Genomic DNA, 21026 nt, shown 5'->3' with positions numbered 1-21026 from the left:
ATGTGAAGAGGATGCCATGGACCGCCAAGAACTGAAGCATCCGCTGACGATCGGCGACCTGGCCCGGCGGACCGGCGTCCCGTCTGCGACGTTGCGCAGCTGGGAGTCGAGGCACGGGTTCCCGAGGCCGGCGCGGATGGCCGGAGGGCACCGGCGGTACGCCGAGTCCGAGGTCGCCGCCGTGCTCGAGGTGGTGCGGCACCGCGACTCCGGGCTCGCCCTGGAGACCGCCGTCCGCCGGGTCGTGACCGAGTCCGTCCAGCCCCGGTCCGTCTACGCCGAGCTGCGCCGGTGGCACCCGACGCTGTCCACGCAGGAGCTGTCGAAGGCCAGTCTGGTCGCCCTGAGCCACGCCGTCGAGGACGAGTGCTGTGCGCGGGCCGAGGAGCCGCTGCTCTTCGGGGCCTTCCAGCGCGACACCTTCCTGCGTGCCTCGCGGGCGCGCTGGGTGGAGCTCGCCCGCACCGCCCGGGCGGCGGTCGTCTTCGCCGAGGGGGCCGTCGCGGTGGCATCGGCCCCCGGCCTGCCGATCGAGGTGGGGCTGCCCCCAGACGCCCCGCTCAACCGGGAGTGGGTCGTCGTCTGCGACGCGCCCGACCTGCCTGCGTGCCTGGCAGCAGTGGAGCGGCCGGGGCAGGAGGGCGTCCCCGACGGACGCCGGTGCTTCGACGCCGTGTGGACCGTCGACCCCCGCGTGGTGCGCGACGCGAGCCGGGTGGCGGCGACGCTGGCCGACGCCTACCGGCCCGACTGGCGTCCGGCCGACCTCCGCGCGCTCGACGACGAGCCCCCGGGTGCGTCCGCCGACCTGCTGCGGGCCTCGGGCCTGCTGAACCGGACGATGGCCTACCTCGACGCGTCGCGGTGACCTCGCCTCAGGTGTCGCGCAGGTCGACGCCCGACCAGTCCAGGCCGTCGAGGTTGACCACGATGGCCTCCTGGCTGGTGCGCGCGATGACCACGACCGCCTCGGTGTCGGGGTCGGGGTTCTCCTCGCGGTGGGGGACGTACGGCGGCACGAAGATGTAGTCGCCGGGCCCGGCCTCGATCCGGGTCTCGGTCGGCTCGTCGCCGTCGACGTCGAGGAAGACGAAGGCCGGGTTGCCGGAGACGACGTAGATCGCGGTCTCCGAGGCGCCGTGGTGGTGGTTGGCGGAGGCCGTGGACGCCGGCACGTGGGTCTGGCCCATCCAGAGGTGCTGGGCGCCGACGGTCTTGCCGCTGATCGCCTCGAGCCGCTTCATGCCGGCGGTCTGGGTCGTCTGGCCGATCAGCCCGCTGGGCGCGACCCGGTGCAGGGCGCGGTGGAACGGGTCGATGACCGCGGGCACCAGCACCCCGCTCGGCGTACGGACCAGCTCGCTGTCGGTGGACCCGGCGCGGACGTGCTTGGGGGCGTGGGGGGTGGACATCAGGCTCCTTCGGCGTAGGCGAGATCGGTGACCCGGGGGTCGGTGAGCAGACGGTGCAGCGCGGCGGCGGCGAGCGGCGCGATGTCGGCACCGAGCCCCTCGCGCGCCCAGACGGCGAGCGGCAGCGGGTGGGCGCGCGGCAGGTCGTCCCTGGCCTCCACGCCCAGCGGGGTGTGGCCGAGGGTCGCCATCAGCGCGACGCCCAGGCCGGCGCTGACGGCGGCGTGGACGCCGGCCAGCTGGTTGGCCTCGGCGCCGACGACGGCGGCGACGCCGGCCTCCGACAGCGCCTCGAGGGCGCGGCTGCGCAGCGCGCAGGGCGCGTCGAAGGCGACGAGGGGGAGCGGGTCGGGCGGGCGGACCCAGCCGGGTGCGGCGTACCAGGTGAGCTCGAGCTCACCGACCGGTGTCGCGCGGGCGTCGTCGGCGGGTCCGAGGAGCAGGGCGAGATCGAGCCGGCCGGCCGCGACGCCCTCGCGCAGCGCGGTGCCGCGGTCGATGCGGAACTTCACGTTGTAGTCGGGCAGCGACTCCTCGAGCGCCGCGGCGAGGTAGGGGAGCAGCTGGGCGGCGGCGTGCTCGGTGGAGCCGATCACCAGCGTCTCCTCGGTCTCGACGCCGAAGCTGCGCAGCGCCTCGTCGTGCGTCGCCAGGATGCGCCGGGCGTGCGAGAGCAGCTGCTCGCCGTCGGGGGTGAAGCGCGACCCCCGGCCGCTCCGCTCGACGAGCGGTCGGCCGACGGCGGTCTCGAGGCGGCGCACGTGCTGGCTGACGGCGCCCTGGCTGAGGTGGAGGGACGTCGCGGCCCGTTGGAAGCCGCCCCGGTCGGCCACTGCCACGAGGCTGCGCAGCGGCGCGATGTCCAGTATGTGGCTCATGTCTATGAGACTACTAGACTAAGCATCACGCACGCTGATGGATCGCCATCACGATTCATCGTTGGACACTCCCGGGAAGCCGCCGTCATGCTCATGACCATGAACCAGCAGCAGGCCTCGCAGCAGCCGATGCTGACCTGTCGCCGCTGGATGGACCTCGCTCGCTGCGAGGCCGCAGTGTGTCGTGCCGCGTCTCACGGTCACTGACCGCCGCTTCCTGACTCTCCTCCTCGCACGGCCGGACCCGCAGGTCCGCGCCGCGTGATCTGCGCGCCATCTCCCCACGGTCCCACTGAGAGGTCCCCCATGTCCCGTCGCACCCTGAAGCTCGGCGCCGTCCTCCTCGGAGTCGGCGGTCCGGGCCAGCACCGCACCTGGCTCGACCCCGAGATCCCGGCCGACGCGAGCGTCGACATCGACTGGTACGTCGCTCGTGCCCAGGAGGCCGAGGCGGCCAAGTTCGACCTGGTCTTCATCGTCGACAGCCAGTTCATCACCCCGGACTCGCCGCACCACTACCTCAGCCGGCTGGAGCCGCTCACGCTGCTCTCGGCGCTCGCCCTGCAGACCCGCAACATCGGGCTGGTCGGCACCGCGACCACGTCGTACAACTCACCCTTCAACCTGGCCCGGCGGTTCGCCTCGCTGGACCACATCAGCCGCGGTCGCGCGGGCTGGAACGTCGTCACCAGCGGCGACGCCGGCACCGCCGGCAACTACAGCCGCGACGAGCACTACGACTACGCGACCCGCTACGGCCGGGCGCTCGAGCACGTGCGGGTCGCGCAGGGTCTCTGGGACTCCTACGAGCCCGACGCGCTGCCGCGCGACAAGGAGGCCGGAGTCTTCCTCGACCCGACCAAGCTGCATGCGCTCGACCACCGGGGTGAGTACTTCTCGGTCGTCGGCCCGCTCAACCTCGAGCGCTCGCCGCAGGCGCACCCGGTGATCTTCCAGGCCGGCGACTCGGAGGAGGGTCGGGACCTCGGCGCCGAGATCGCCGACGCGATCTTCACGCACGCCGCCACGCTCGAGCAGGCGCAGGCCTTCCGCACCGAGCTGCGCGACCGGGCCGCGGCCAAGGGCCGCGACCCGGAGAACGTCCTGGTCATGCCGGGCATCTTCCCGATCATCGGCGAGACCGACGAGGAGGCCCGGGCCAAGCAGGACGCGATCCTCGGCAGCAAGAGCTTCGAGCGCGCGCTCAAGGAGCTGGGTCGCCCGTTCGGCTGGCACGACTTCACCGTCTACGACCTGGACGCCCCCTTCCCGGACGTCCGGGACGCCGGGGAGCGCAGCTTCCGCACGCAGGCCAACGCGATCAGCAAGCTCGCCCGCGACGAGAACCTCTCGCTCCGGCAGGTGGTCGAGCGGTTCAGCCAGTCGTGGAGCTCGCCGTTCGTCGGCTCTCCCGAGACGGTGGCCGACGCGATCCAGGCCTGGTACGACGCCGGTGCGTTCGACGGCATCAACATCTCGGTCAACGTGCCCAGCGAGTTCGCGCTCTTCACCGACCGGGTGCTGCCCATCCTGCGCGAGCGCGGCGTCGTACGCCGTGAGTACGAGTCGTCCACCCTGCGCGGCAACCTCGGCCTCCCCGAGCCCGAGAACCGGTACGCCGCGGCGCGGGCGGCCGCCCCGCAGGACGAGCCCGTGCTCGTCTCCTGACCCTTCCGACCCACTCCATCCTCGGGCCTTCCACAAGAGAGAACGATCATGTCCCTGCGACACACCACCCGCCGCCTCCGCGGTGCCGCGCTCGGCGCGGTGCTCGCCCTCACGCTCTCGACCACCCTCGCGGCGTGCGGCGGCGACAGCACCGCCTCCGGCGCCAGCGGGGGCGACGCCACCCTGAAGTGGGCCTCCTCCTACTTCCCCGCCCACTGGGACCCGGTGGTCTCGGGCAGCGGCGCCCAGTTCCGCCAGCTCGCGCTGGTCTATGCCTCGCTGACGCGCACCGACAAGGACGGCAAGGCCGTCCCCGACCTGGCCGAGAGCTGGGACTACAACGACAAGGGCGACCAGGTCACCTTCCACCTCCGCAAGGGGCTGACGTTCAGCGACGGCACGCCGGTCGACGGCACCGCGATCAAGGACGCGATCGAGCGGGCGCAGAAGCAGAAGAACTCCGCGCTCTTCGGTGACCTCACGTCGATCAAGACGGTCACCGCGAACGGCCTGGACGTCGTCCTCGACCTGAGCCAGGTCGACTACCAGATCCCGCAGCTGCTGGGGGAGCGCGTGCTCCAGGTGGCCAGCCCCAAGGCGGCCGCCGACCCGGAGAAGCTCGACCAGTCGCCGGTCGGTGCGGGTCCCTTCAAGGTGACCCAGCTGGTGCCCGGCACCAAGGCGGTGCTCGAGAAGAACCCGGACTACTGGGACGCCGACAACATCCACATCGACAAGGTGGAGCTCGTCTCCGCCCCCGACGCGTCGACGGTGGTCAACGGCTTGAAGACCGGCGTCTACAACTTCGCCGACCTCGACCCCAGCCAGGCCGAGGCGGCCAAGAAGGCCGGGCTCGACGTCTTCGTCCAGCCGGGCTTCAACGCGTCGAACATCAGCCTGAACATCAACAAGAAGCCGTTCGACAACCCGTTGGTGGTCGACGCCGTGCGCTACGCGGTCGACCGGCAGGAGTTCGTGGACAAGCTGACCTTCGGGTACGGCGAGGCCACCAACCAGCCCTTCCCCAAGGAGTACGTCGCCTACGACCCGCAGTCCGCGGACGCCTACCCGTACGACCCGGAGAAGGCGAAGGACCTGCTCGCCCAGGCCGGCTACCAGAAGGGCGACATCAAGCTCGACCTGGTGATCCCGGCGGCCACCCCGGAGGCCGAGATCGTCCAGTCCCAGCTCGGCGCGGTCGGCATCGACGTCGAGATCAAGGTCGACAAGAACTGGGCGACGCCGTTCTTCGCCAAGGACCTGACGCTCTCGCTCTACGGCACCACCGGTCGCGACTCGGCGGTCCAGACGCTCACGGCCCACTTCGGCCCGAACGGCCCGCTCAACCTGAGCACGCCGTACGAGCCCGCGGGCTTCGAGGCGGCCGTCGCCAAGGTCCGCCAGACGCCGCTCGACGCGGCCGACTACTCCGACGTCCTGCAGGCGGCGACGCGGGCGGGTCTCGAGAGCGGCGCGCTGGTCTTCACGTACTCGTCGCCGAACCTCTTCACGAAGGACAAGTCGATCTCCGACCTGCTCCCGATCCCCGGCCACGTCGACTGGACCGGCGTGACGATCGGGGACGGCTGATGGCCGTCGTGAGCCCGGTCACCGTCACCAGGGTGCGGCACGGTGCCGCCCGCACCCTGGTGACGGTCACCAAGTCGGTGGCCATCGTGGTCCCGGTCTTCCTGCTGGCGACGTTCGTGACCTTCGCGCTGCGCTCCCTGAGCGGGCTCAGCCCGGCCCACATCCAGCTCGGTGAGGACGCGACCCCGGAGGCCGTCGCCCGTGTCGAGAGCCAGTGGGGCCTGGACCAGCCGTTCCTCCAGCAGTACTGGGAGTGGTTCACCGGCGTCCTGCACGGCGACCTCGGCACCAGCTGGGTCAACGGCGCCGACGTCTCGACGATGATCGGCCTGGGCCTCGGCGTCAGCGTGTCGATCGCCCTGCTGGCGATGGGGATCGGGATCGTCGCCGGCTTCGTGCTGGGCACGGTGGCGGCGGTCCGGCGTACGACGTGGGTCGACCGCGCCATCACCGGCTTCGTCACCGTCGTCTCGGTGATGCCGGCGTTCGTCGTCGGCATCGTGCTGGTGACGGTCTTCGCGGTGGGGCTGGGCTGGTTCCCGTCGGCGGGCTACGTCCCGCTGGCGGACGGCTTCTCCCCGTGGCTGTCGCACATCCTGCTGCCGGCGCTGGCGCTGAGCTTCGACGTCGTCGCCGACGTCGCGCGGCAGCTGCGCAGCGGGCTGATCGCGGCGTACCGCGAGAACTACGTGTCGGGCGCGCTGGTGCGCGGCCTCGGCGCTCGCCGGATCTTCTTCGTCCACGTGCTCCGCAACGCCATGGGGCCGGCGGTCGCGACGCTGGGCCTGAAGTTCCCGGCGCTCGTGGGGGCCTCCGTGGTCACCGAGTGGATCTTCGGCCTCCAGGGCTTCGGCCGCTTCGCCAACGACTCGGCGCAGGCCGGGGACGTGCCCGCCGTGCAGGGAGTGCTCGTGGTGTCGATCCTGATGGTCGTCTCCTTCAACCTGGTCGTGAACCTCGTCCTCGCCCGGGTCACGCCGGCCTCGCAGCGGGGGGTGTGACGTGGTACGCCGGGTCCTCTCCCTCCCGTCCGGACGCATCGCCGTCGGGCTGCTCTTCCTCGTCGCGCTGCTGGCCGCGCTCGGCCCGCTGCTCGCGCCGCAGGACCCGTTGGCCGTCAGCGACAACACCCTGGCCGGCGTGTCCTGGTCGCACTGGCTGGGCACCGACTACCTCGGCCGTGACACCTTCAGCCGTCTCCTCGACGGCTCCCGGGTCAGCGTGCTGGCGTCGCTCGAGGTGGCCCTCGTCGCGCTGGGCGTCGGCGCGGTCCCCGGCATCCTGTCGGTCTACTTGGGCCGGGTCTTCGAGTGGAGCACGCTGCGGCTGGCCGACACCCTCGTGGCGCTGCCGTTCCTGCTCTTCGCGGTCGCCGTGACCGCCCTGCTCGGCAACGGTCTCACCCAGGCGATGCTCGTCACCGGCGTGCTCGTCTCGCCGCTCTTCTACCGGGTCTCCCGGGCCGCCACGCTCGCCGTCGCGCGGTCGCAGTACGTCGAGGCGGCGATCATCGCGGGCGCCTCGGTGGGCTGGGTGGTGCGCCGGCACGTGTGGGCCAAGGTGCTGCCGCCGATCGCGATCGCCCTCGCGCAGACGATCGGCGTCGGCTTCATCATCGTCTCGAGCCTCACCTTCCTCGGGATCGGCGTGCAGCCGCCGGCGCCGACCTGGGGCGGCCTGCTCGCCTCGGACCTCGGCTACCTCGACTACCAGCCGTGGGCGCCGCTGGCTCCGGCGCTGCTGATCATGCTCACCGTCTGGGCCAGCAACCTGCTCGCCGACGCCATCCGCGACGTCTCCGGCGAGGCCGGCCGGGCGTTCGTCACCCACCGGCGCGACGTGCGGTCCGCCGGCGACCCGACCACCACAGCTCCCCTCGGAGGTGCCCGATGACCCTCGTGTCCGAGAAGCCGACCGCCGTACGCCCCGTGGACGCCGCCGAGCCCGTGCTCACCTTGCGCGACGTACACATCGGCAACCCCCACACCGGCGCCGAGATCGTGCACGGGATCAGCCTCGAGCTGACGCCCGGCAAGGTCGTCGGGGTCGTGGGCGAGTCCGGCAGCGGCAAGACCCTGACGTGCCGGGCTGCCCTCGGCATCCTGCCGGCCAACCTCGCGGTCACGTCCGGCAGCATCGAGATCGCCGGGACGGACATCTCGACGCTCGGCAGCCGCGAGTGGACGGCCCTGCGCGGCAGCACGATCAGCGCGGTCTTCCAGGACCCGGCGTCGTACCTCAACCCGTCGATCCAGGTCGGTCCGCAGGTCGCCGAGGTGCTGCGCGTCAAGAAGGGTCTCAAGCGGCGCGCGGCCCGCGACCGCGCGATCGAGCTCCTGGAGGCCGTGCACCTGCGTCATCCCGAGCTGGTCTACAGCCAGTACCCGCACGAGCTGTCGGGCGGCATGCTGCAGCGGATTCTGATCGCCGCCGCGTGCGCCGCCGACCCGCAGGTGCTGATCGCGGACGAGGCGACCACGGCCCTCGACGTGACCGTGCAGGCCGAGATCCTCGACCTGCTCGCCGACCTGCGCGACAGTGCCGGGCTCGCTCTCGTCGTGGTCTCCCACGACCTGGCCGTCGTGGCCCAGCTGTGCGACGAGGTCCTCGTGATGCGCGACGGCGACGTCGTCGAGCACGGCCCCACCGCGCAGGTGCTCTACCGGCCCGAGCACGAGTACACCCGTCTGCTCATCGACGAGCACGAGCAGTACGGGCTCCAGAAGTACGTCAGCAAGGAGAAGGCGTCATGACCACTCCCGTGCTCCAGGTCCGCGACCTCGAGGTCCACTACGGCCTGCGCCGCAAACGTCGTCAGGCGCTGCACGGCGTCACCCTCGACGTGTCCGCCGGCGAGACCGTCGGCCTGATCGGGGAGACGGGGTCGGGCAAGTCGACCCTGGCGCGTGCCGTGCTCGGGCTGGTGCCGACCTCGGGCGGGCGGATCCTCATCGAGGGCGAGGACGTCACCGACCACCGCCAGCGCCAGTGGCGTCGGCTGCGGCGTCGCGGCGTCGTGCAGTACGTCTTCCAGGACCCGCTGCGCAGCCTCGACCCCGACCTGACGGTCGAGGAGTCGCTCGCCGAGCCCCTGCTGATCCAGGGGGTGTCGCGACGTGAGGCGGGCGTCCGGGCCCGCACGTTGCTGGACCGCGTGCACCTGTCGGCGGACCTGCTGCCCAAGGTGCCCGGCGAGATCTCCGGCGGCCAGCGCCAGCGCGTCGCGGTCGCGCGTGCGCTGGTGACCGAGCCGCGGCTGATCGTGCTCGACGAGCCGGTCAGCGCCCTGGACTCGGCCAACCGCGTCCAGGTGCTCGAGATCCTCAAGGAGCTGCGCGACGACGGCGTCGCGCTGGTCTTCATCTCCCACGACCTCGGCTCCGTGGCCGGGATCGCCGACCGGATCGCCGTGCTCTACCAGGGCGAGCTGGTCGAGGTCGGTGCGGCCGCGGCCGTGATCAACGAGCCGCAGCACCCCTACACGCGCCTGCTCGTCAGCTCCGCTCCCACCCTCCGCGACGCCTCCGCCACCCGCGCCGAGCGCGAGGAGCTCCGGGCGCTGCTCAGCGCCTGACCCGACCTCGTCCCCACCCTCACAGCAGAGAGGAACCGGCATGTCCCGCAAGCTCCACCTCGCCCTCCACCCGTACGGCGTCGGCGGCCCCGGCCAGCACGGACTGTGGAAGGACCCCCGTGTCGCCCACGACGCGAGCATCGACATCAACTACTACATCCAGCAGGCGCAGGCGGCCGAGCACGCTCTCTTCGACGCGCTCTTCATCGTCGACAGCCAGTTCATCAACGCGACCTACCCGGCGCACTACCTCAACCGGCTCGAGCCGTTGACCCTGCTCTCGGCGGTGGCCACGCACACCCGGCACGTCGGCCTGGTCGGCACCGCGAGCTCGACGTACAACTCGCCCTTCAACCTGGCCCGCCGGTTCGCCTCGCTCGACCTGATCAGCGGCGGCCGTGCGGGGTGGAACGTCGTCACCAGCTTCGACACCGGCACGTCGCGCAACTACGGGCTCGACGAGCACGCCGACTACACCACGCGCTACGGCCGTGCGTTGGAGTTCGTCGAGGTGGCCCGGGGGCTGTGGGACTCCTACGAGGACGACGCGTTCCCGGCCGACGTGGCGGCCAATGTCTTCCTCGACCCGACGAAGCTCCACGAGCTCAACCACGTGGGCGAGCACTTCAAGGTCGCCGGCCCGCTCAACGTGTCGCGCTCCGCGCAGGGGCAGCCGGTGATCTTCCAGGCCGGGGTGTCCGAGGAGGGTCGCGACCTCGCCGCCCGGGTGGCGGAAGGCATCTACGCGCCCGGCGGCACGCTGGAGTCGGCGCAGGAGTACTACGCCGACATCAAGCGGCGCACGGCGTCGTACGGCCGCAACCCCGACCACATCAAGATCTTCATCCACGGCGGTCCGGTCGTCGCGCCGACCGACGAGGCGGCCCAGCGCCGTGAGCGCGAGATCGCCGCCGAGGACAACGACCTCGACCGTCACCTCGCGCTGCTCGGCAGGTCGTTCGGTGCCTACGACTTCAGCCAGCACGACCTGGACGCACCGTTCCCGGACGTCGCCGCGTTGGCCGAGAAGGGCGGTCGGACCGCCGCGACCAAGATCATCGAGCGGGCCAGGCGCGACAACCTGACGCTGCGGCAGGTCGCCGAGTCGGCCGCGGACTTCCGCCAGTCGCCGTTCGTCGGCTCCCCGACGACGGTCGCCGACCGGATCGAGACCTGGTTCGGCGCCGGCACCTTCGACGGCATCAACCTGGCCTTCCGGACCACCGAGGAGCTCGCCTACTTCGTCGACTCGGTGGTGCCGATCCTGCAGCAGCGCGGCCTCTTCCGCACCGAGTACGAGGCGGACACCCTGCGCGGCAACCTCGGCCTGCCGATCCCGGTCAACCGACACACCCAGGCGCGTCAGTACGTCGACGCCGTGGGCGCCTGAGGAGGCGTGATGAGCACCGACAGCACCGAGACGCCGCGGTTCCGGCTCGGCTTCCTGACCCACGTGCAGGGGCGCGGCAGCGACCTGACCACGACGTACCGCAACGCCCAGGAGCTCTTCGTCGTCGCCGAGGAGCTCGGCTTCGACGTCGGCTGGGTCGCCCAGCACCACGTGCCCGACGGGGGCGGCGGCCTCTCGTCACCGTGGACCTTCCTCGCGCACGCGGCGGCGCGGACCACCCGGATCCGGCTCGGCACGGCGATCACGATCCTGCCGCTCGAGGACCCGGTGCGGCTGGCCGAGGACGTCGCCGTCGTCGACACGCTCAGCGGCGGCCGCGTCGAGATCGGGGTCGGCAGCGGCTACAGCGACGTCGAGTACGCCGCCTTCGGTCGCGACCTGGAGCGCAAGCGCGAGCTGACCAGCGAGAACCTCGCCGTGCTCCGCCAGGCGCTCGCCGCCGAGGAGGTCGGTACGCCGGGCTTCCGCATCCAGCCGCAGCCCGCCGGCTTCGGCGACCGGATCTGGCAGGGTGTCTTCAGCGGCCCGGGTGCGGCGTACGCCGCGGGCGAGGGCTCCAACCTGCTGCTCAACCGGGCCGCCTACGGCTACGACGCCCCGACCGACGAGGTGCAGCGGCCGTGGGCCGACGAGTTCCTCGGCGCCTGGCAGCAGCCCCGGCGACCCCGGGTGGGCCTGTCCCGGTTCGTCTTCCCGGCCGCCGACCGGCGGACGGCGCTCGCGCAGATCGCCGACGACGTCACCGCCGCGGCGACCCGGATGGCCGCCGGCCGGGGGCTCCCGGCCGTCGCCGACGTGGAGGACGCGCTGCGCCGCTTCCACGCGTTCTACGGCCACCCGGAGGAGATCGTGCTCGCGCTGCAGCGCGAGCAGGTGCTGCCGGTGGCGACCGACCTGATCACCCAGTTCAACCCCGCCGTACCCGACCACGACGCCGCGATCCGGGCCCTCGAGCTGATCGCGACCGAGGTGGCCCACGCCCTGGGCTGGAAGCCCGTGACCGAGCGCCAGCTCGCAGGAGTGTGAAGCGATGACCCAGACCACCGAGCGCGTCGACCAGGCCGACGCCGCCTACCACCCGCCCGCCGGGCTGCGCACCCGCGGCACGGTCGTCGTGGTGCCGGGGCGGGGTGAGGCGCGGGCGACGTACCGCCGCTTCGCGTCCCGTCTCGCCGCCGACGCCTACCGGGTGCAGGTCGTCGACCCGCCCGCCATCGACCCGGACGACCTGCCTGCGTCGCTGGCCGCGCTGGCCGTCTCCGTCGGCGACGCCGTCGACGAGGCGACCTCGGTCGACGGCCTGGTCCGGCCGCTCGTCGTCGTCGCGGCCGACGCGGGCGCTGCCGCCGTGACCGCGCTCCTCGTCGGCAGCGACCGGCTGGCGACCTGGTGGCCGGACGCCGTCGTGCTCGCCGGTCTGCCGGGGCAGGACGCGGCGGTCGGCGGCGCCTGGGAGGACGAGCTCGAGGTCCGCACGTCGTGTGCGGTGCACCGCGGGGTGCTGTCCGAGCACGCCGAGCGGGGCACGCTCGGCACCCCGCTGCCCGACCCGCTCCTCGCCGCGGCGTACGCCGCAGCACTGGACCTGCCGCAGCTGTTCCTCGTCGGCGACGCCGACCCGCTCGCGGACCGTCCGGCGCTCGCCCGGACCGCCTCCTCGCTGGCGCAGGCCCGGCTCTCGGTCGTCCGGGGCGCGCACCACGACGTCCTCAACGACCAGCAGCACCGGTCGGTCGCCGCCGAGGTCGTCACGTTCCTGGAGGCCCTCCGCCAGGAGCTCGTGCCCGTGATCGACGTCGAGTCGAGCGCCTGGTGACGACCTTCCCCACCAACCAGGACCTCGACCCGGCCGAGCTGCGCCAGGCGTTCGGGATCTTCCCGAGCGGCGTCGTGGCGGTCGCGGCCGAGGTCGACGGGGCGTACGTCGGCCTGGCGGCGAGCTCGTTCACCTCGGTCAGCCTCGACCCGCCGCTGGTGTCCTTCTCCGTCGCCAACACCTCGAAGACCTGGCCCGACCTGCGGCGGTCGGCGCACTTGGGTGTCACGGTCCTGGCGGACCACCACGGGGCGGTCGCCCGGCAGCTGGCCGGTCCGGTCGACCGCCGGTTCGCGGGCATCGACGTCACCGTGACGAGCGACGGCGCGGTGACGCTCGACGAGGGGCTGGCCACCTTCGACACGACCATCTACCGCGAGCTCGAGGCGGGGGACCACACGATCGTGCTGCTCGAGCTGCACGCCGTCCGGCACGTCGACCACTCGCTGCCACTGGTCTTCCACCGCAGCCAGTTCGGGCTGCAGCGGCTCGCCTGACGACGGGTGCGGGTTTTTCAGTTACATGCTTGAGTGCCGATAAGTATCGTGCGAGGCTGACGGGGATGATGTGGCGCCGGTCACGTCAGGCGGCGCAGTGCGCGCCCGGCCGACAGCAGAGGACAGCATGGACTTCGAGGACACCCCCGACGAGGCCGCCTGGCGCAGCACGGTGCGCTCGTTCATCGAGGAGCACCGCGACGAGCTCGGGCAGCGCCGCGACCAGCGCAGCTTCGACGACGTCGTCTCCCGCCAGCGGCAGGCGCTGCTGTACGACGGGGGACTGGTCGGCGTCACCTGGCCCGTCGAGGCCGGCGGCCAGGGCGGCACGCCCATGCAGCAGGCGATCATCGACCAGGAGATGTCGCGCGCCGGCGTACCCGGCCTGATCAACCTGATCGGCATCGGGATGTGCGGCCCGACGGTGATCCACCACGGCAGCGACGACCAGAAGGATCGCTACCTCAAGCGGCTGCTGCGCGCCGACGACATCTGGTGCCAGCTCTTCAGCGAGCCCGCGTCGGGCAGCGACCTCGCCGCCCTGCGCACCAAGGCCGTGCAGACCGAGGACGGCTCGTGGCGGATCTCCGGGCAGAAGGTCTGGACGACGCTGGCCCACCTCGCCGACTACGGGATCGTGCTCACCCGCACCGACCCCGACGTCGCCAAGCACCGCGGGCTCACCATGTTCGTGGTGCCGATGAAGGCCGAGGGCGTGACCGTGCGGCCGCTGCGCCAGATGAGCGGCGGCGCCGACTTCAACGAGGTGTTCTTCGACGACGTGGTCGTGCCCGACAGTGAGCGCCTCGGCGACGTCGGCGACGGCTGGCGGGTGGCGCTGACGACGCTGATGAGCGAGCGGCTGACCCTGGGCGGCGGCGGCACCGAGATCGGCATGAGCGCCAGCACGGTCGCCGAGCACGTCGCCCGCCAGATCGGCGGGCTCTCCAGCGACCGGCAGGCCCTGGTCCGCCAGGACTTCGGTCGCGCCTACGTGGACACGCTCGGCATCCGCTACACCGGCTACCGGCTGCTGTCGGCGATCAGCAAGGGCGCCTTTCCCGGCCCCGAGGCGTCGGCCGGCAAGCTCGCAGGCACCAAGGTCGCCCGCGACCTGGCCGACCTGTCGGTGCGGCTGCTGGGGGACGACGCGGCGTACGCCGAGACGGCCGACGGCTCGAGCAGCTGGCAGGACGCGCAGGCCGGGCTGCCCGGCATGGCGATCGCCGGCGGCACCAACGAGGTGCTGCGCAACGTCCTCGGCGAGCGCGTGCTGGGGCTGCCGGCCGAGCCGCGCGCCGACAAGGGCATCACCTTCAAGGAGAGCATCCGATGAACTTCGACCTCGACGACGAGCAGCGCGACCTGGCCTCCGCGGCCGGTGACTTCCTGCGGGGCGCGGCCTCCCCGGCCGACGCCCGGGCGATGCTCGACTCCGACGACCCGGCCGGTGCGGAGCCCCAGCCGGGACGCGCGGCCCTGGTCTCCAGCGGCTTCGCGACCATCACCGTTCCGGAGGACCTCGGGGGAGGCGGCGGGTCGCTGCTCGACCTCGCGGTCGTGGCCGAGCAGGCCGGCCGGGTGCTCGCCGGCCCGTCTTTCGTGGGCTACGCCCGCGCGGCCGTGCTGCTCGCCGGCGACGACGACCGCCTGCGGGCGCTGGCGGACGGCTCCACGTCGTACGCCGTCGTCGACGGTGACGGCCCCACCCTGGACGCGGTCGGCGCCGACCGGTTCCTCTCCCTGCGCGGCGACGACCTCGTGTGCGGTCCCGGCACCGTCACCACCCGCGCACCCATGGACCCCACCCGCGGGCTCGGCCAGGTGTCCGTCTCCGACGGTGACGTCGTGGCCACCGACGCCCGGCTCCGCTGGGACCACGCGCTCCGCGTCGGCCGGGTGGTCCTGGCGGCCGAGGGGCTCGGCACCGCCGCCCGCGCGCTCGAGATCGGCATCGAGTACGCGAAGGAGCGGCAGGCATTCGGCCGCGCGATCGGCTCCTACCAGGCCGTCAAGCACTCCCTGGTCGACGTCTACGTGCAGATCGAGAACCTGCGGTCCCTGGTCTGGTGGGCCGCCTGGGCCGCCGACCAGGCTCCCGACGAGCTGCCGCTGGCCGCCGCGGCCGCCAAGGGTGCGGTCTCGACCACCCTGCAGGCCGCGGCCGAGACGCTGATCCAGGTGCACGGCGGGATCGGCTTCACCTGGGAGCACGACGCCCACCTCTTCTGGCGACGGGCCAAGGTCGACCGGTTCCTGCTCGGCGACGACGTCGGGGCCTTCGACGAGGTCGCCCGGCTCGCGCTCGCCGCCGCGGCGGCCGTCGAGGCCGAGTCCGTCGGGGCAGCGCGATGACCGGGTCGCACCATCTCGCGCTGCTCAACGAGCGCTCCATCGAGGCGCAGGGCGACTACGAGTCCCTGCTCTTCGAGGGGCAGTGGCACACCAACCGCAGCCTCTTCGAGCGCAGCCGTCGCGTCGCGGGAGGCCTGCGGGACCTGGGAGTCCAACCCGGCGACCGGGTCGTCGTGCTGATGATGAACACCCCCGAGGTCTTCGTGACCTACCAGGCGGTGTGGCGTGCCGGCGCCGTGGTGACCCCGGTGATCTTCCTGCAGACCCCGCCCGAGCTGCGGCACATCCTCGAGGACTCCGGCGCCGTCGCGGCCGTGGTGACCCCCGAGCTGCTCCCGCTGATCCTCGGCTCGTCGGAGGGGCTCGACCTCACCATCCTGGTCGTCGGCGAGGAGGCCGAGCCGACACCCGGCACGACGCCGTACGCCGTGCTCGAGGCAGCGGACCCGCTGCCGGTCGTGCCCCGGGACGACGACGACCTGGCCGCGCTGCTCTACACCGGCGGCACCACCGGCCGGTCGAAGGGCGTGATGCTCACGCACCGCGGCCTGTGGGCCAGTGGCGCCGGCATCCACTCCGTCGGCGAGAAGATGGGGACGACCCGCTCGCTGCTGCCGTTGCCGCTCTCGCACGCCTACGGGCTGATCGTGGCCGTCGGCGGGATGCACTCGCAGAAGCAGATGGTCTCGGTCATGCAGCGGTGGTTCGACGCACCCGGGTGGCTGTCGCTGGTGCAGGAGCACCGCCTCGAGAGCAGCCCGATCGTGCCGTCGATGCTGGCGATGATCCTGGCCGAGCCGGTCGAGGACTACGACCTGTCGTCGCTGGTGTCCTTCGGCTCCGGCGGCGCGCCGCTGCCCGACGCCCTGCGTACGGAGGTCAAGGAGCGGATCGGTGCGTTCATCCTGGAGGGCTACGGCCTGACGGAGTCGAGCGCGGTCGTGTCGGCGTCGACACCGGACGCCATGCGGGCCGGCAGCGTCGGCAAGCCCCTGCCGCACGCGGAGGTCGGGATCTTCTCGCCCACCGGCGAGCGGCTCGGGGCGGGGGAGGACGGCGAGGTCTGGGTGCGCGGTCCCGGCGTGATGAAGGGCTACTGGAAGTCGCCCGAGCTCACGGCGCAGACGGTCGTCGACGGCTGGCTGCACACCGGTGACATCGGCCACCTCGACGACGACGGCTACCTCTACATCGTCGACCGCATCAAGGACCTGATCATCCGCGGCGGCTTCAACGTCTACCCGCGCGACGTCGAGGACGCCCTGATGACCCACCCGGCCGTGACCTCGGCCGCCGTGGTCGGACGGCCGGACGCGGAGAAGGGCGAGGAGGTCGTCGCGGTCGTGTCCGTCGACCCCGCGTCCGGCGTCGACGCCGAGGCCCTGATCGCCTACTCCAAGGAGCGGCTCGCCCGGCACAAGTACCCGCGCGAGATCATCGTGGTGGACGCCGTCCCGCACACCAGCGTCGGCAAGACCGACCGCAAGGCGGTGCGGGCGCTGGTCCGCGAGTGACCTAGGACCGGGCGTCGCCCGGGAGGCCGTGCAGCAGCTGGTCGCGCGCGGGCGGCCACAGCCGCTGGACCGCGCGCTCGCTCGCGACCGAGCGGAGCATCCGCAGCCCGCGGATCGTCGAGATGCTCGTCGTCATCACCGTCGGGAACTCGGGTCGGGCCACCAGCTCGGGGGCGACCCGCCGGGCCGCGTCGGCGAGCGTCGTCATGACCGCGGCGTCGAACTGCACCAGGGAGCGGTTGAGCTCCGGGTCGGTGCGGGCGGCCACGAAGAGCTCGAGCAGCGCCTGCGACACCGGACCGGTGTAGATCTCCCAGAGCCGGTTGAGCAGGGCGGCGTACTGCTTCTCGGGGCCGTCGGCCACCCCGATCGGTTGCGACACGAGCTCGGCGACCAGCCGGTCGGTGAGGTGGCTGAGCGCTTGCACCACGAGGTCGGCCTTGGTGGCGAAGTAGTGCGCCTGGGCACCCCGGGTGACCCCGGCCCGCTCGCAGACCATCGTGGTCGTGAGGCCGGAGTAGCCGTGGTCGACGAGGACGTCGATGGTCGCGTCGAGCAGCGCCGCGCGGGTGGTCGCCCGCCGCTCGGCCTGGGTACGCCGGACCGGGGCAGTGGACACCCGCCGACACTAACGGATCCGGAGCGACCTGAAGAGCCGGAGCTGACGGTTGCCGAGCGCGACGAACGTCTCCAGGGCGGCGCCCGGCGGAGGGCCGACCGGACCCAGCGAGGACGACGCGATGGTCTGGGCTTGGGTGTACTTGCGGATGCCCTCGGCGCCGTGGCGGCGGCCGGAGCCCGAGTCGCCCATCCCGCCCATGCCGGCCTCGATCGACCCGGCGGCCAGCGCCGCACCGTCGTTGATGTTGACCGAGCCCGCGCGCAGCATCCGGGCCATCCGGTCGGCGGTGGGTGCGTTGGTGCTGAAGATGCTCGCCGAGAGCCCGTAGCTGCCGCGGTTGGCCTCGCGCACCGCCTCGTCGTCGTCATGGACGCGATAGAGCGCGACGACGGGGCCGAAGGTCTCGCCCAGGCACAGGTCCATGTCGTCGGTGACGCCCTCCAGCACCGTCGGTGCGTAGGCGAAGGGGCCGACCTCGGGGCGGGCGTGGCCACCGGCCAGCACGGTGGCGCCCTTGGCGACCGCGTCGTCCACGTGGGCGCTGACCTTCGCGAGCTGGTCGGCGGAGGCCAGGGAGCCGATGTCGTGGGAGAGGTCGTAGGACTGACCGACCCGCAGCCCCGTCGTGACGTCGAGCAGGGCGCGCTTGAACTCGTCATACACGCGGTCGTGCACGATCACCCGCTCGATGTGGATGCACATCTGGCCGGTGTTGGCGAAAGCGGCGTCGGCCGTGCCGCGCGCGGCCTTCGCGATGTCGGCGTCGGCCCGCACGATCAGTGGGTTCTTGCCGCCCAGCTCGAGCGAGGAGCCGATCAGCCGCCGAGCGGCACGCTCGCCCACGAGCCGTCCGGTCGCCGTCGAGCCCGTGAAGCAGACGTAGTCGACGTGGTCGACCACGGCCTCGCCGATCTCGGTGCCGGGACCGGTGACCACCTGCCAGACCGGCTCGGGGAGGCCGGCCTCGGCCATCAGGGCCCGGGTCCAGAGCAGGGTGAGCGGCGTCTGCGGGTCGGCCTTGCCGACGACCGCGTTGCCGGCCAGCAACGCCGGGATCGCGTCACCCACGCCCAGGTAGAGCGGGTAGTTCCACGGCGAGATGATGCCGACGACGCCCACGGGGACGCGGACCTCGCGGGCCCGGGTCAGCACGGGCAGCGCGCCGCGGACCTTGCGGTCGTCGAGGTACGACGCCCCGTGCCGCGCGTAGTGGCGGGCCAGGTTGGCGACCTGCAGGACCTCCTGCCACGCGTGGAAGCGGGCCTTGCCCATCTCCCACTGGATCAGGTCCATCACCTCGTCCTGGCGCTCGACGAGCAGGTCGTGGAAGCGCAGCACGACGCCGGCGCGGTCGTCGTACGACAGCGCCGCCCAGGCCGTGGTCGCGGCCCTGGCCGAGGCCACCGCCGCCGCCACGTCCTCCGGCGTGCCGGCCGGGACCGGTGCCGTCGGGCGGCCGTCGTACGGCGCCGTCGCGGTCATCGTCGCGTCGCTCCCGCGGCTGACCGGGCGCGACACCCAGTGCGTCCACGAGGCCAGCTTGTGCGGCTTCACCCACGCCGGGCGGGCGTCGGCCGTCGTCGTCACGCAGTCCTCCGCACGAAGTCGATCGGCTGGCCGTCCTTGGGGAAGGGCAGGGAGTGGTTGTCCAGCGGGGCGACGTACGCCGGCGGCACGGTCCACGTCCACTCCCGCAGGAGCTGGTGCATGATCGACTTGACCTCGGCTCCGGCGAAGTAGAGACCGATGCACTTGTGCACCCCGCCGCCGAACGGCTCCCAGGCGTAGCGGTGCGACTTGTCCTCGCGCCGCTCCTCGGAGAAGCGGTCGGGGTCGAAGACCCTCGGGTTGGTCCAGTACTCCTCCATCAGGTGGGAGAAGTGGACCGCGACGATGCAGTTGCTGTCGGCCGGGATCGCCACGCCCTGCACGACGGTGTCCTTGACGGCCTTGCGGATCAGCACGGGCACCGGCGGCCGCAGCCGCAGGGACTCCTTCATCACCAGCTCCAGGGAGACCAGGCCCTCGACCTCCTTGAGGCTCGGGTGCGGGCCGAGCGCGAGCGACTCGGCGCGGCACCGCTCCTGCCACTCGGGGTGCTGGCCGAGGAACTGCAGCATCGTCGACGTCGTGATCGTCGAGGTGTCGTGCGCCGCCATCATCAGAAAGATCATGTGGTTGACGACGTCGTCGTCAGTGAAGCGCTCGCCGTCCTCGGTCTCGATGTGGCAGAGCACCGAGAAGATGTCGTCGGTCTTGGTGGCGCGACGGGCCGGGAGGTACTGCCGCAGGAAGTCCTCGAGGACGCGCCGGCCCTGGTAGCCCCGGCCCCAGCGGGTGAAGGGCACGTCGCCACGCACCACGCCGGCGGCCGCCTGCACACAGGCGATGAACGCCTTGTTGACGCGGTCCATCTCCGCGCGGCTGGTGTCCTCGGCGCCGCCCATGAAGATGTCGGCGGCGATGTCGAGGGTGAGCTGCTTGAGCGCCCAGTAGGACTGGAAGCCGGGCCCGCCCTGCCAGCTGGACAGCCCGTGCTCGATGGCCGGGTGCATCCGCGCGGCGTACGCCTCGAGCCGGTCGCGGGTGAAGGCCTCCTGCATGATCCGCCGGTGGGCGTGGTGGTGGTCGAAGTCGATGAGCATCAGGCCGCCGTTGAAGAACGGCCCGACGATCCGGCTCCAGGCCGGGCCGTTGGCGAAGGCCTTGTCCTTGTTGCGCAGGGCCTCCTCGCAGGCGTCCGGCCCCAGGAACATGACGGCGTCCTCGCCGAGCGCGCCCTTCAGCGGGGCGACGGAGCCGTAGGTCTCCCACTGCTTGGTCATCAGCGCGACGGGGTCGGCCGCGAACTCCAGCAGCCGGCCGAGCACCGGCAGGCCGCGGTCCTCGCGCCGGATGGCGGGCACCGGCCGGGTGGGGCCGTCGGCGGCCGTCGACGTACGGCGGGCGCGCGCCGGCGGGTCGGTGGGCAGGGACGTGCTCGTGGTGCTCACGAGCCTCAGCATGATTCGGACAGGGAGTCCTGTCAACGATCGATCCGGACCGTGCTCGTGTGAGACGCTGACGCCGTGGCGGTGCAGTCAGGGGTCTACCGGGGGGTCAGCGCCGCCGAGCGCACGGCCGACCGTCGTCGGCGGCTGACGGAGGCCACCCTGGAGGTGTGGGCGACCGCCGGGCCCAAGGTCACGATGACCGCGATCTGCGCGTCGGCCGGGCTGATCGAGCGCTACTTCTACGAGAGCTTCGCGAACCTCGACGAGGCCCTGGTGACCGTGCTCGACTCGATCGCGCTCGAGATCGAGGAGCGCGTCCAGGCGGCGGCCGACGAGGCGGAGGCCGCCGGGTCCGGGCCGGCCGAGCGGGTCCGCGCCTCCGTGCTGGCCTTCGTCACCCTGCTGCAGGAGGACCCCCGCAAGGGTCGGGTCGCGATCATCGAGGCGGGCGCCCTCCCGGCACTGCGCCCGCGGCGTACGGCGTTGCTCCGGCACTTCGCCCACCGCTCGGCCGAGGACGCGGCCGAGGTCATGGGGCTGCGGCCACCCACCCCCTCCGAGGGTGAGATCGGCGGCCTGCTCTTCATCGGCGGCATGGCCGAGCTCATCACGGCGTGGCTCGACGGCGTGCTCGACGCGACGCCGGACGAGATGGTCGACGCCGCCACCCGGATGTACTTCGGGCTCTACACCTGA

Annotated in this window: 20 protein-coding genes; 15 read left to right on the top strand and 5 right to left on the bottom strand. The window is 72.3% G+C overall.

Going from position 1 to position 21026, the window contains the following annotated elements:
• Positions 1 to 16: 16 nt before the first annotated feature.
• The gene (locus ABEA34_RS02025; RefSeq protein ID WP_345518709.1) at positions 17 to 868 is read left to right on the top strand and encodes a DICT sensory domain-containing protein; all 852 of its coding nucleotides are present in this window, start codon (positions 17 to 19) and stop codon (positions 866 to 868) included.
• Between the two features lie 7 nt (positions 869 to 875).
• Here ABEA34_RS02025 and ABEA34_RS02020 read toward each other — a convergent pair whose 3' ends face one another.
• Positions 876 to 1412: a cupin domain-containing protein gene (locus tag ABEA34_RS02020; protein ID WP_345518707.1), complete on the bottom strand. Its 537-nt coding sequence runs from the start codon at positions 1410 to 1412 to the stop codon at positions 876 to 878.
• On the bottom strand, positions 1412 to 2290 hold the full coding sequence (locus ABEA34_RS02015; protein ID WP_345518705.1) for a LysR substrate-binding domain-containing protein: 879 nt from the start codon (positions 2288 to 2290) through the stop codon (positions 1412 to 1414). The genes ABEA34_RS02020 and ABEA34_RS02015 overlap by 1 nt, the downstream gene beginning before the upstream one ends.
• 306 nt (positions 2291 to 2596) lie before the next feature.
• Here ABEA34_RS02015 and ABEA34_RS02010 point away from each other — a divergent pair, with 306 nt between their 5' ends.
• The 13 genes from ABEA34_RS02010 to ABEA34_RS01950 all read left to right on the top strand — a co-directional run bounded on the left by ABEA34_RS02010 (position 2597) and on the right by ABEA34_RS01950 (position 16715).
• On the top strand, positions 2597 to 3958 hold the full coding sequence (locus ABEA34_RS02010; RefSeq protein WP_345518703.1) for an LLM class flavin-dependent oxidoreductase: 1362 nt from the start codon (positions 2597 to 2599) through the stop codon (positions 3956 to 3958).
• Between the two features lie 48 nt (positions 3959 to 4006).
• A complete protein-coding gene (locus tag ABEA34_RS02005) occupies positions 4007 to 5548 on the top strand; it encodes an ABC transporter substrate-binding protein (RefSeq protein ID WP_345518701.1) in 1542 nt (513 codons plus the stop codon).
• Positions 5548 to 6549, top strand: a complete 1002-nt coding sequence (locus ABEA34_RS02000) for an ABC transporter permease (protein ID WP_345518697.1) — start codon at positions 5548 to 5550, stop codon at positions 6547 to 6549. Before ABEA34_RS02005 ends, ABEA34_RS02000 begins: the two co-directional genes overlap by 1 nt.
• A gap of 1 nt (position 6550) precedes the next feature.
• A complete protein-coding gene (locus ABEA34_RS01995; protein WP_345518695.1) occupies positions 6551 to 7441 on the top strand; it encodes an ABC transporter permease in 891 nt (296 codons plus the stop codon).
• Complete coding sequence (locus ABEA34_RS01990) at positions 7438 to 8301, top strand: ABC transporter ATP-binding protein (protein WP_345518693.1); 864 nt, start codon at positions 7438 to 7440, stop codon at positions 8299 to 8301. The genes ABEA34_RS01995 and ABEA34_RS01990 overlap by 4 nt, the downstream gene beginning before the upstream one ends.
• Entirely contained in the window at positions 8298 to 9122 is an 825-nt protein-coding gene (locus ABEA34_RS01985; RefSeq protein ID WP_345518691.1) for an ABC transporter ATP-binding protein, read from the top strand. The genes ABEA34_RS01990 and ABEA34_RS01985 overlap by 4 nt, the downstream gene beginning before the upstream one ends.
• Positions 9123 to 9162: 40 nt before the next feature.
• Positions 9163 to 10512 (top strand): LLM class flavin-dependent oxidoreductase, encoded by a 1350-nt coding sequence (locus ABEA34_RS01980; RefSeq protein ID WP_345518689.1) that lies wholly within the window; start codon positions 9163 to 9165, stop codon positions 10510 to 10512.
• A gap of 9 nt (positions 10513 to 10521) precedes the next feature.
• Complete coding sequence (locus ABEA34_RS01975) at positions 10522 to 11559, top strand: LLM class flavin-dependent oxidoreductase (RefSeq protein WP_345518687.1); 1038 nt, start codon at positions 10522 to 10524, stop codon at positions 11557 to 11559.
• A gap of 4 nt (positions 11560 to 11563) precedes the next feature.
• The gene (locus ABEA34_RS01970) at positions 11564 to 12349 is read left to right on the top strand and encodes an alpha/beta fold hydrolase (protein ID WP_345518685.1); all 786 of its coding nucleotides are present in this window, start codon (positions 11564 to 11566) and stop codon (positions 12347 to 12349) included.
• Positions 12346 to 12846 carry a flavin reductase family protein gene (locus ABEA34_RS01965; protein WP_345518684.1) on the top strand — a complete coding sequence of 167 codons (501 nt, stop codon included), beginning with the start codon at positions 12346 to 12348 and terminating at the stop codon, positions 12844 to 12846. The genes ABEA34_RS01970 and ABEA34_RS01965 overlap by 4 nt, the downstream gene beginning before the upstream one ends.
• Positions 12847 to 12973: 127 nt before the next feature.
• Complete coding sequence (locus ABEA34_RS01960; RefSeq protein WP_345518682.1) at positions 12974 to 14182, top strand: acyl-CoA dehydrogenase family protein; 1209 nt, start codon at positions 12974 to 12976, stop codon at positions 14180 to 14182.
• The gene (locus tag ABEA34_RS01955; RefSeq protein ID WP_345518680.1) at positions 14179 to 15201 is read left to right on the top strand and encodes an acyl-CoA dehydrogenase family protein; all 1023 of its coding nucleotides are present in this window, start codon (positions 14179 to 14181) and stop codon (positions 15199 to 15201) included. The genes ABEA34_RS01960 and ABEA34_RS01955 overlap by 4 nt, the downstream gene beginning before the upstream one ends.
• Complete coding sequence (locus ABEA34_RS01950; RefSeq protein WP_345518678.1) at positions 15198 to 16715, top strand: class I adenylate-forming enzyme family protein; 1518 nt, start codon at positions 15198 to 15200, stop codon at positions 16713 to 16715. The genes ABEA34_RS01955 and ABEA34_RS01950 overlap by 4 nt, the downstream gene beginning before the upstream one ends.
• A 1-nt stretch (position 16716) precedes the next feature.
• On the opposite strand, the gene ABEA34_RS01945 is transcribed toward ABEA34_RS01950, so the two are convergent.
• From ABEA34_RS01945 to ABEA34_RS01935, 3 genes are read right to left on the bottom strand one after another with little or no spacing between them, the layout of a single operon-like run.
• Positions 16717 to 17334 (bottom strand): TetR/AcrR family transcriptional regulator, encoded by a 618-nt coding sequence (locus tag ABEA34_RS01945; RefSeq protein ID WP_345518676.1) that lies wholly within the window; start codon positions 17332 to 17334, stop codon positions 16717 to 16719.
• A 9-nt stretch (positions 17335 to 17343) separates the two neighbouring features.
• Entirely contained in the window at positions 17344 to 18924 is a 1581-nt protein-coding gene (locus ABEA34_RS01940) for a succinic semialdehyde dehydrogenase (RefSeq protein WP_345518674.1), read from the bottom strand.
• Positions 18921 to 20330, bottom strand: a complete 1410-nt coding sequence (locus tag ABEA34_RS01935) for a cytochrome P450 (protein ID WP_345518672.1) — start codon at positions 20328 to 20330, stop codon at positions 18921 to 18923. The genes ABEA34_RS01940 and ABEA34_RS01935 overlap by 4 nt, the downstream gene beginning before the upstream one ends.
• Positions 20331 to 20405: 75 nt before the next feature.
• On the opposite strand from ABEA34_RS01935, the gene ABEA34_RS01930 reads away from it, so the two are divergent.
• Positions 20406 to 21026, top strand: a complete 621-nt coding sequence (locus ABEA34_RS01930) for a TetR/AcrR family transcriptional regulator (RefSeq protein ID WP_345518670.1) — start codon at positions 20406 to 20408, stop codon at positions 21024 to 21026.

The organism is Nocardioides conyzicola, from assembly GCF_039543825.1.
GTDB lineage: Bacteria > Actinomycetota > Actinomycetes > Propionibacteriales > Nocardioidaceae > Nocardioides > Nocardioides conyzicola.
This window is presented reverse-complemented; position numbering and strand designations above follow the sequence as displayed.

Bases quoted from the DNA above. Each gene is read 5' to 3' on its own strand.
- ABEA34_RS02025 (WP_345518709.1), top strand. From the start codon at position 17: ATGGACCGCCAAGAACTGAAGCATCCGCTGACGATCGGCGACCTGGCC.
- ABEA34_RS02020 (WP_345518707.1), bottom strand. From the start codon at position 1,412: ATGTCCACCCCCCACGCCCCCAAGCACGTCCGCGCCGGGTCCACCGAC.
- ABEA34_RS02015 (WP_345518705.1), bottom strand. From the start codon at position 2,290: ATGAGCCACATACTGGACATCGCGCCGCTGCGCAGCCTCGTGGCAGTG.
- ABEA34_RS02010 (WP_345518703.1), top strand. From the start codon at position 2,597: ATGTCCCGTCGCACCCTGAAGCTCGGCGCCGTCCTCCTCGGAGTCGGC.
- ABEA34_RS02005 (WP_345518701.1), top strand. From the start codon at position 4,007: ATGTCCCTGCGACACACCACCCGCCGCCTCCGCGGTGCCGCGCTCGGC.
- ABEA34_RS02000 (WP_345518697.1), top strand. From the start codon at position 5,548: ATGGCCGTCGTGAGCCCGGTCACCGTCACCAGGGTGCGGCACGGTGCC.
- ABEA34_RS01990 (WP_345518693.1), top strand. From the start codon at position 7,438: ATGACCCTCGTGTCCGAGAAGCCGACCGCCGTACGCCCCGTGGACGCC.
- ABEA34_RS01985 (WP_345518691.1), top strand. From the start codon at position 8,298: ATGACCACTCCCGTGCTCCAGGTCCGCGACCTCGAGGTCCACTACGGC.
- ABEA34_RS01980 (WP_345518689.1), top strand. From the start codon at position 9,163: ATGTCCCGCAAGCTCCACCTCGCCCTCCACCCGTACGGCGTCGGCGGC.
- ABEA34_RS01975 (WP_345518687.1), top strand. From the start codon at position 10,522: ATGAGCACCGACAGCACCGAGACGCCGCGGTTCCGGCTCGGCTTCCTG.
- ABEA34_RS01970 (WP_345518685.1), top strand. From the start codon at position 11,564: ATGACCCAGACCACCGAGCGCGTCGACCAGGCCGACGCCGCCTACCAC.
- ABEA34_RS01960 (WP_345518682.1), top strand. From the start codon at position 12,974: ATGGACTTCGAGGACACCCCCGACGAGGCCGCCTGGCGCAGCACGGTG.
- ABEA34_RS01955 (WP_345518680.1), top strand. From the start codon at position 14,179: ATGAACTTCGACCTCGACGACGAGCAGCGCGACCTGGCCTCCGCGGCC.
- ABEA34_RS01950 (WP_345518678.1), top strand. From the start codon at position 15,198: ATGACCGGGTCGCACCATCTCGCGCTGCTCAACGAGCGCTCCATCGAG.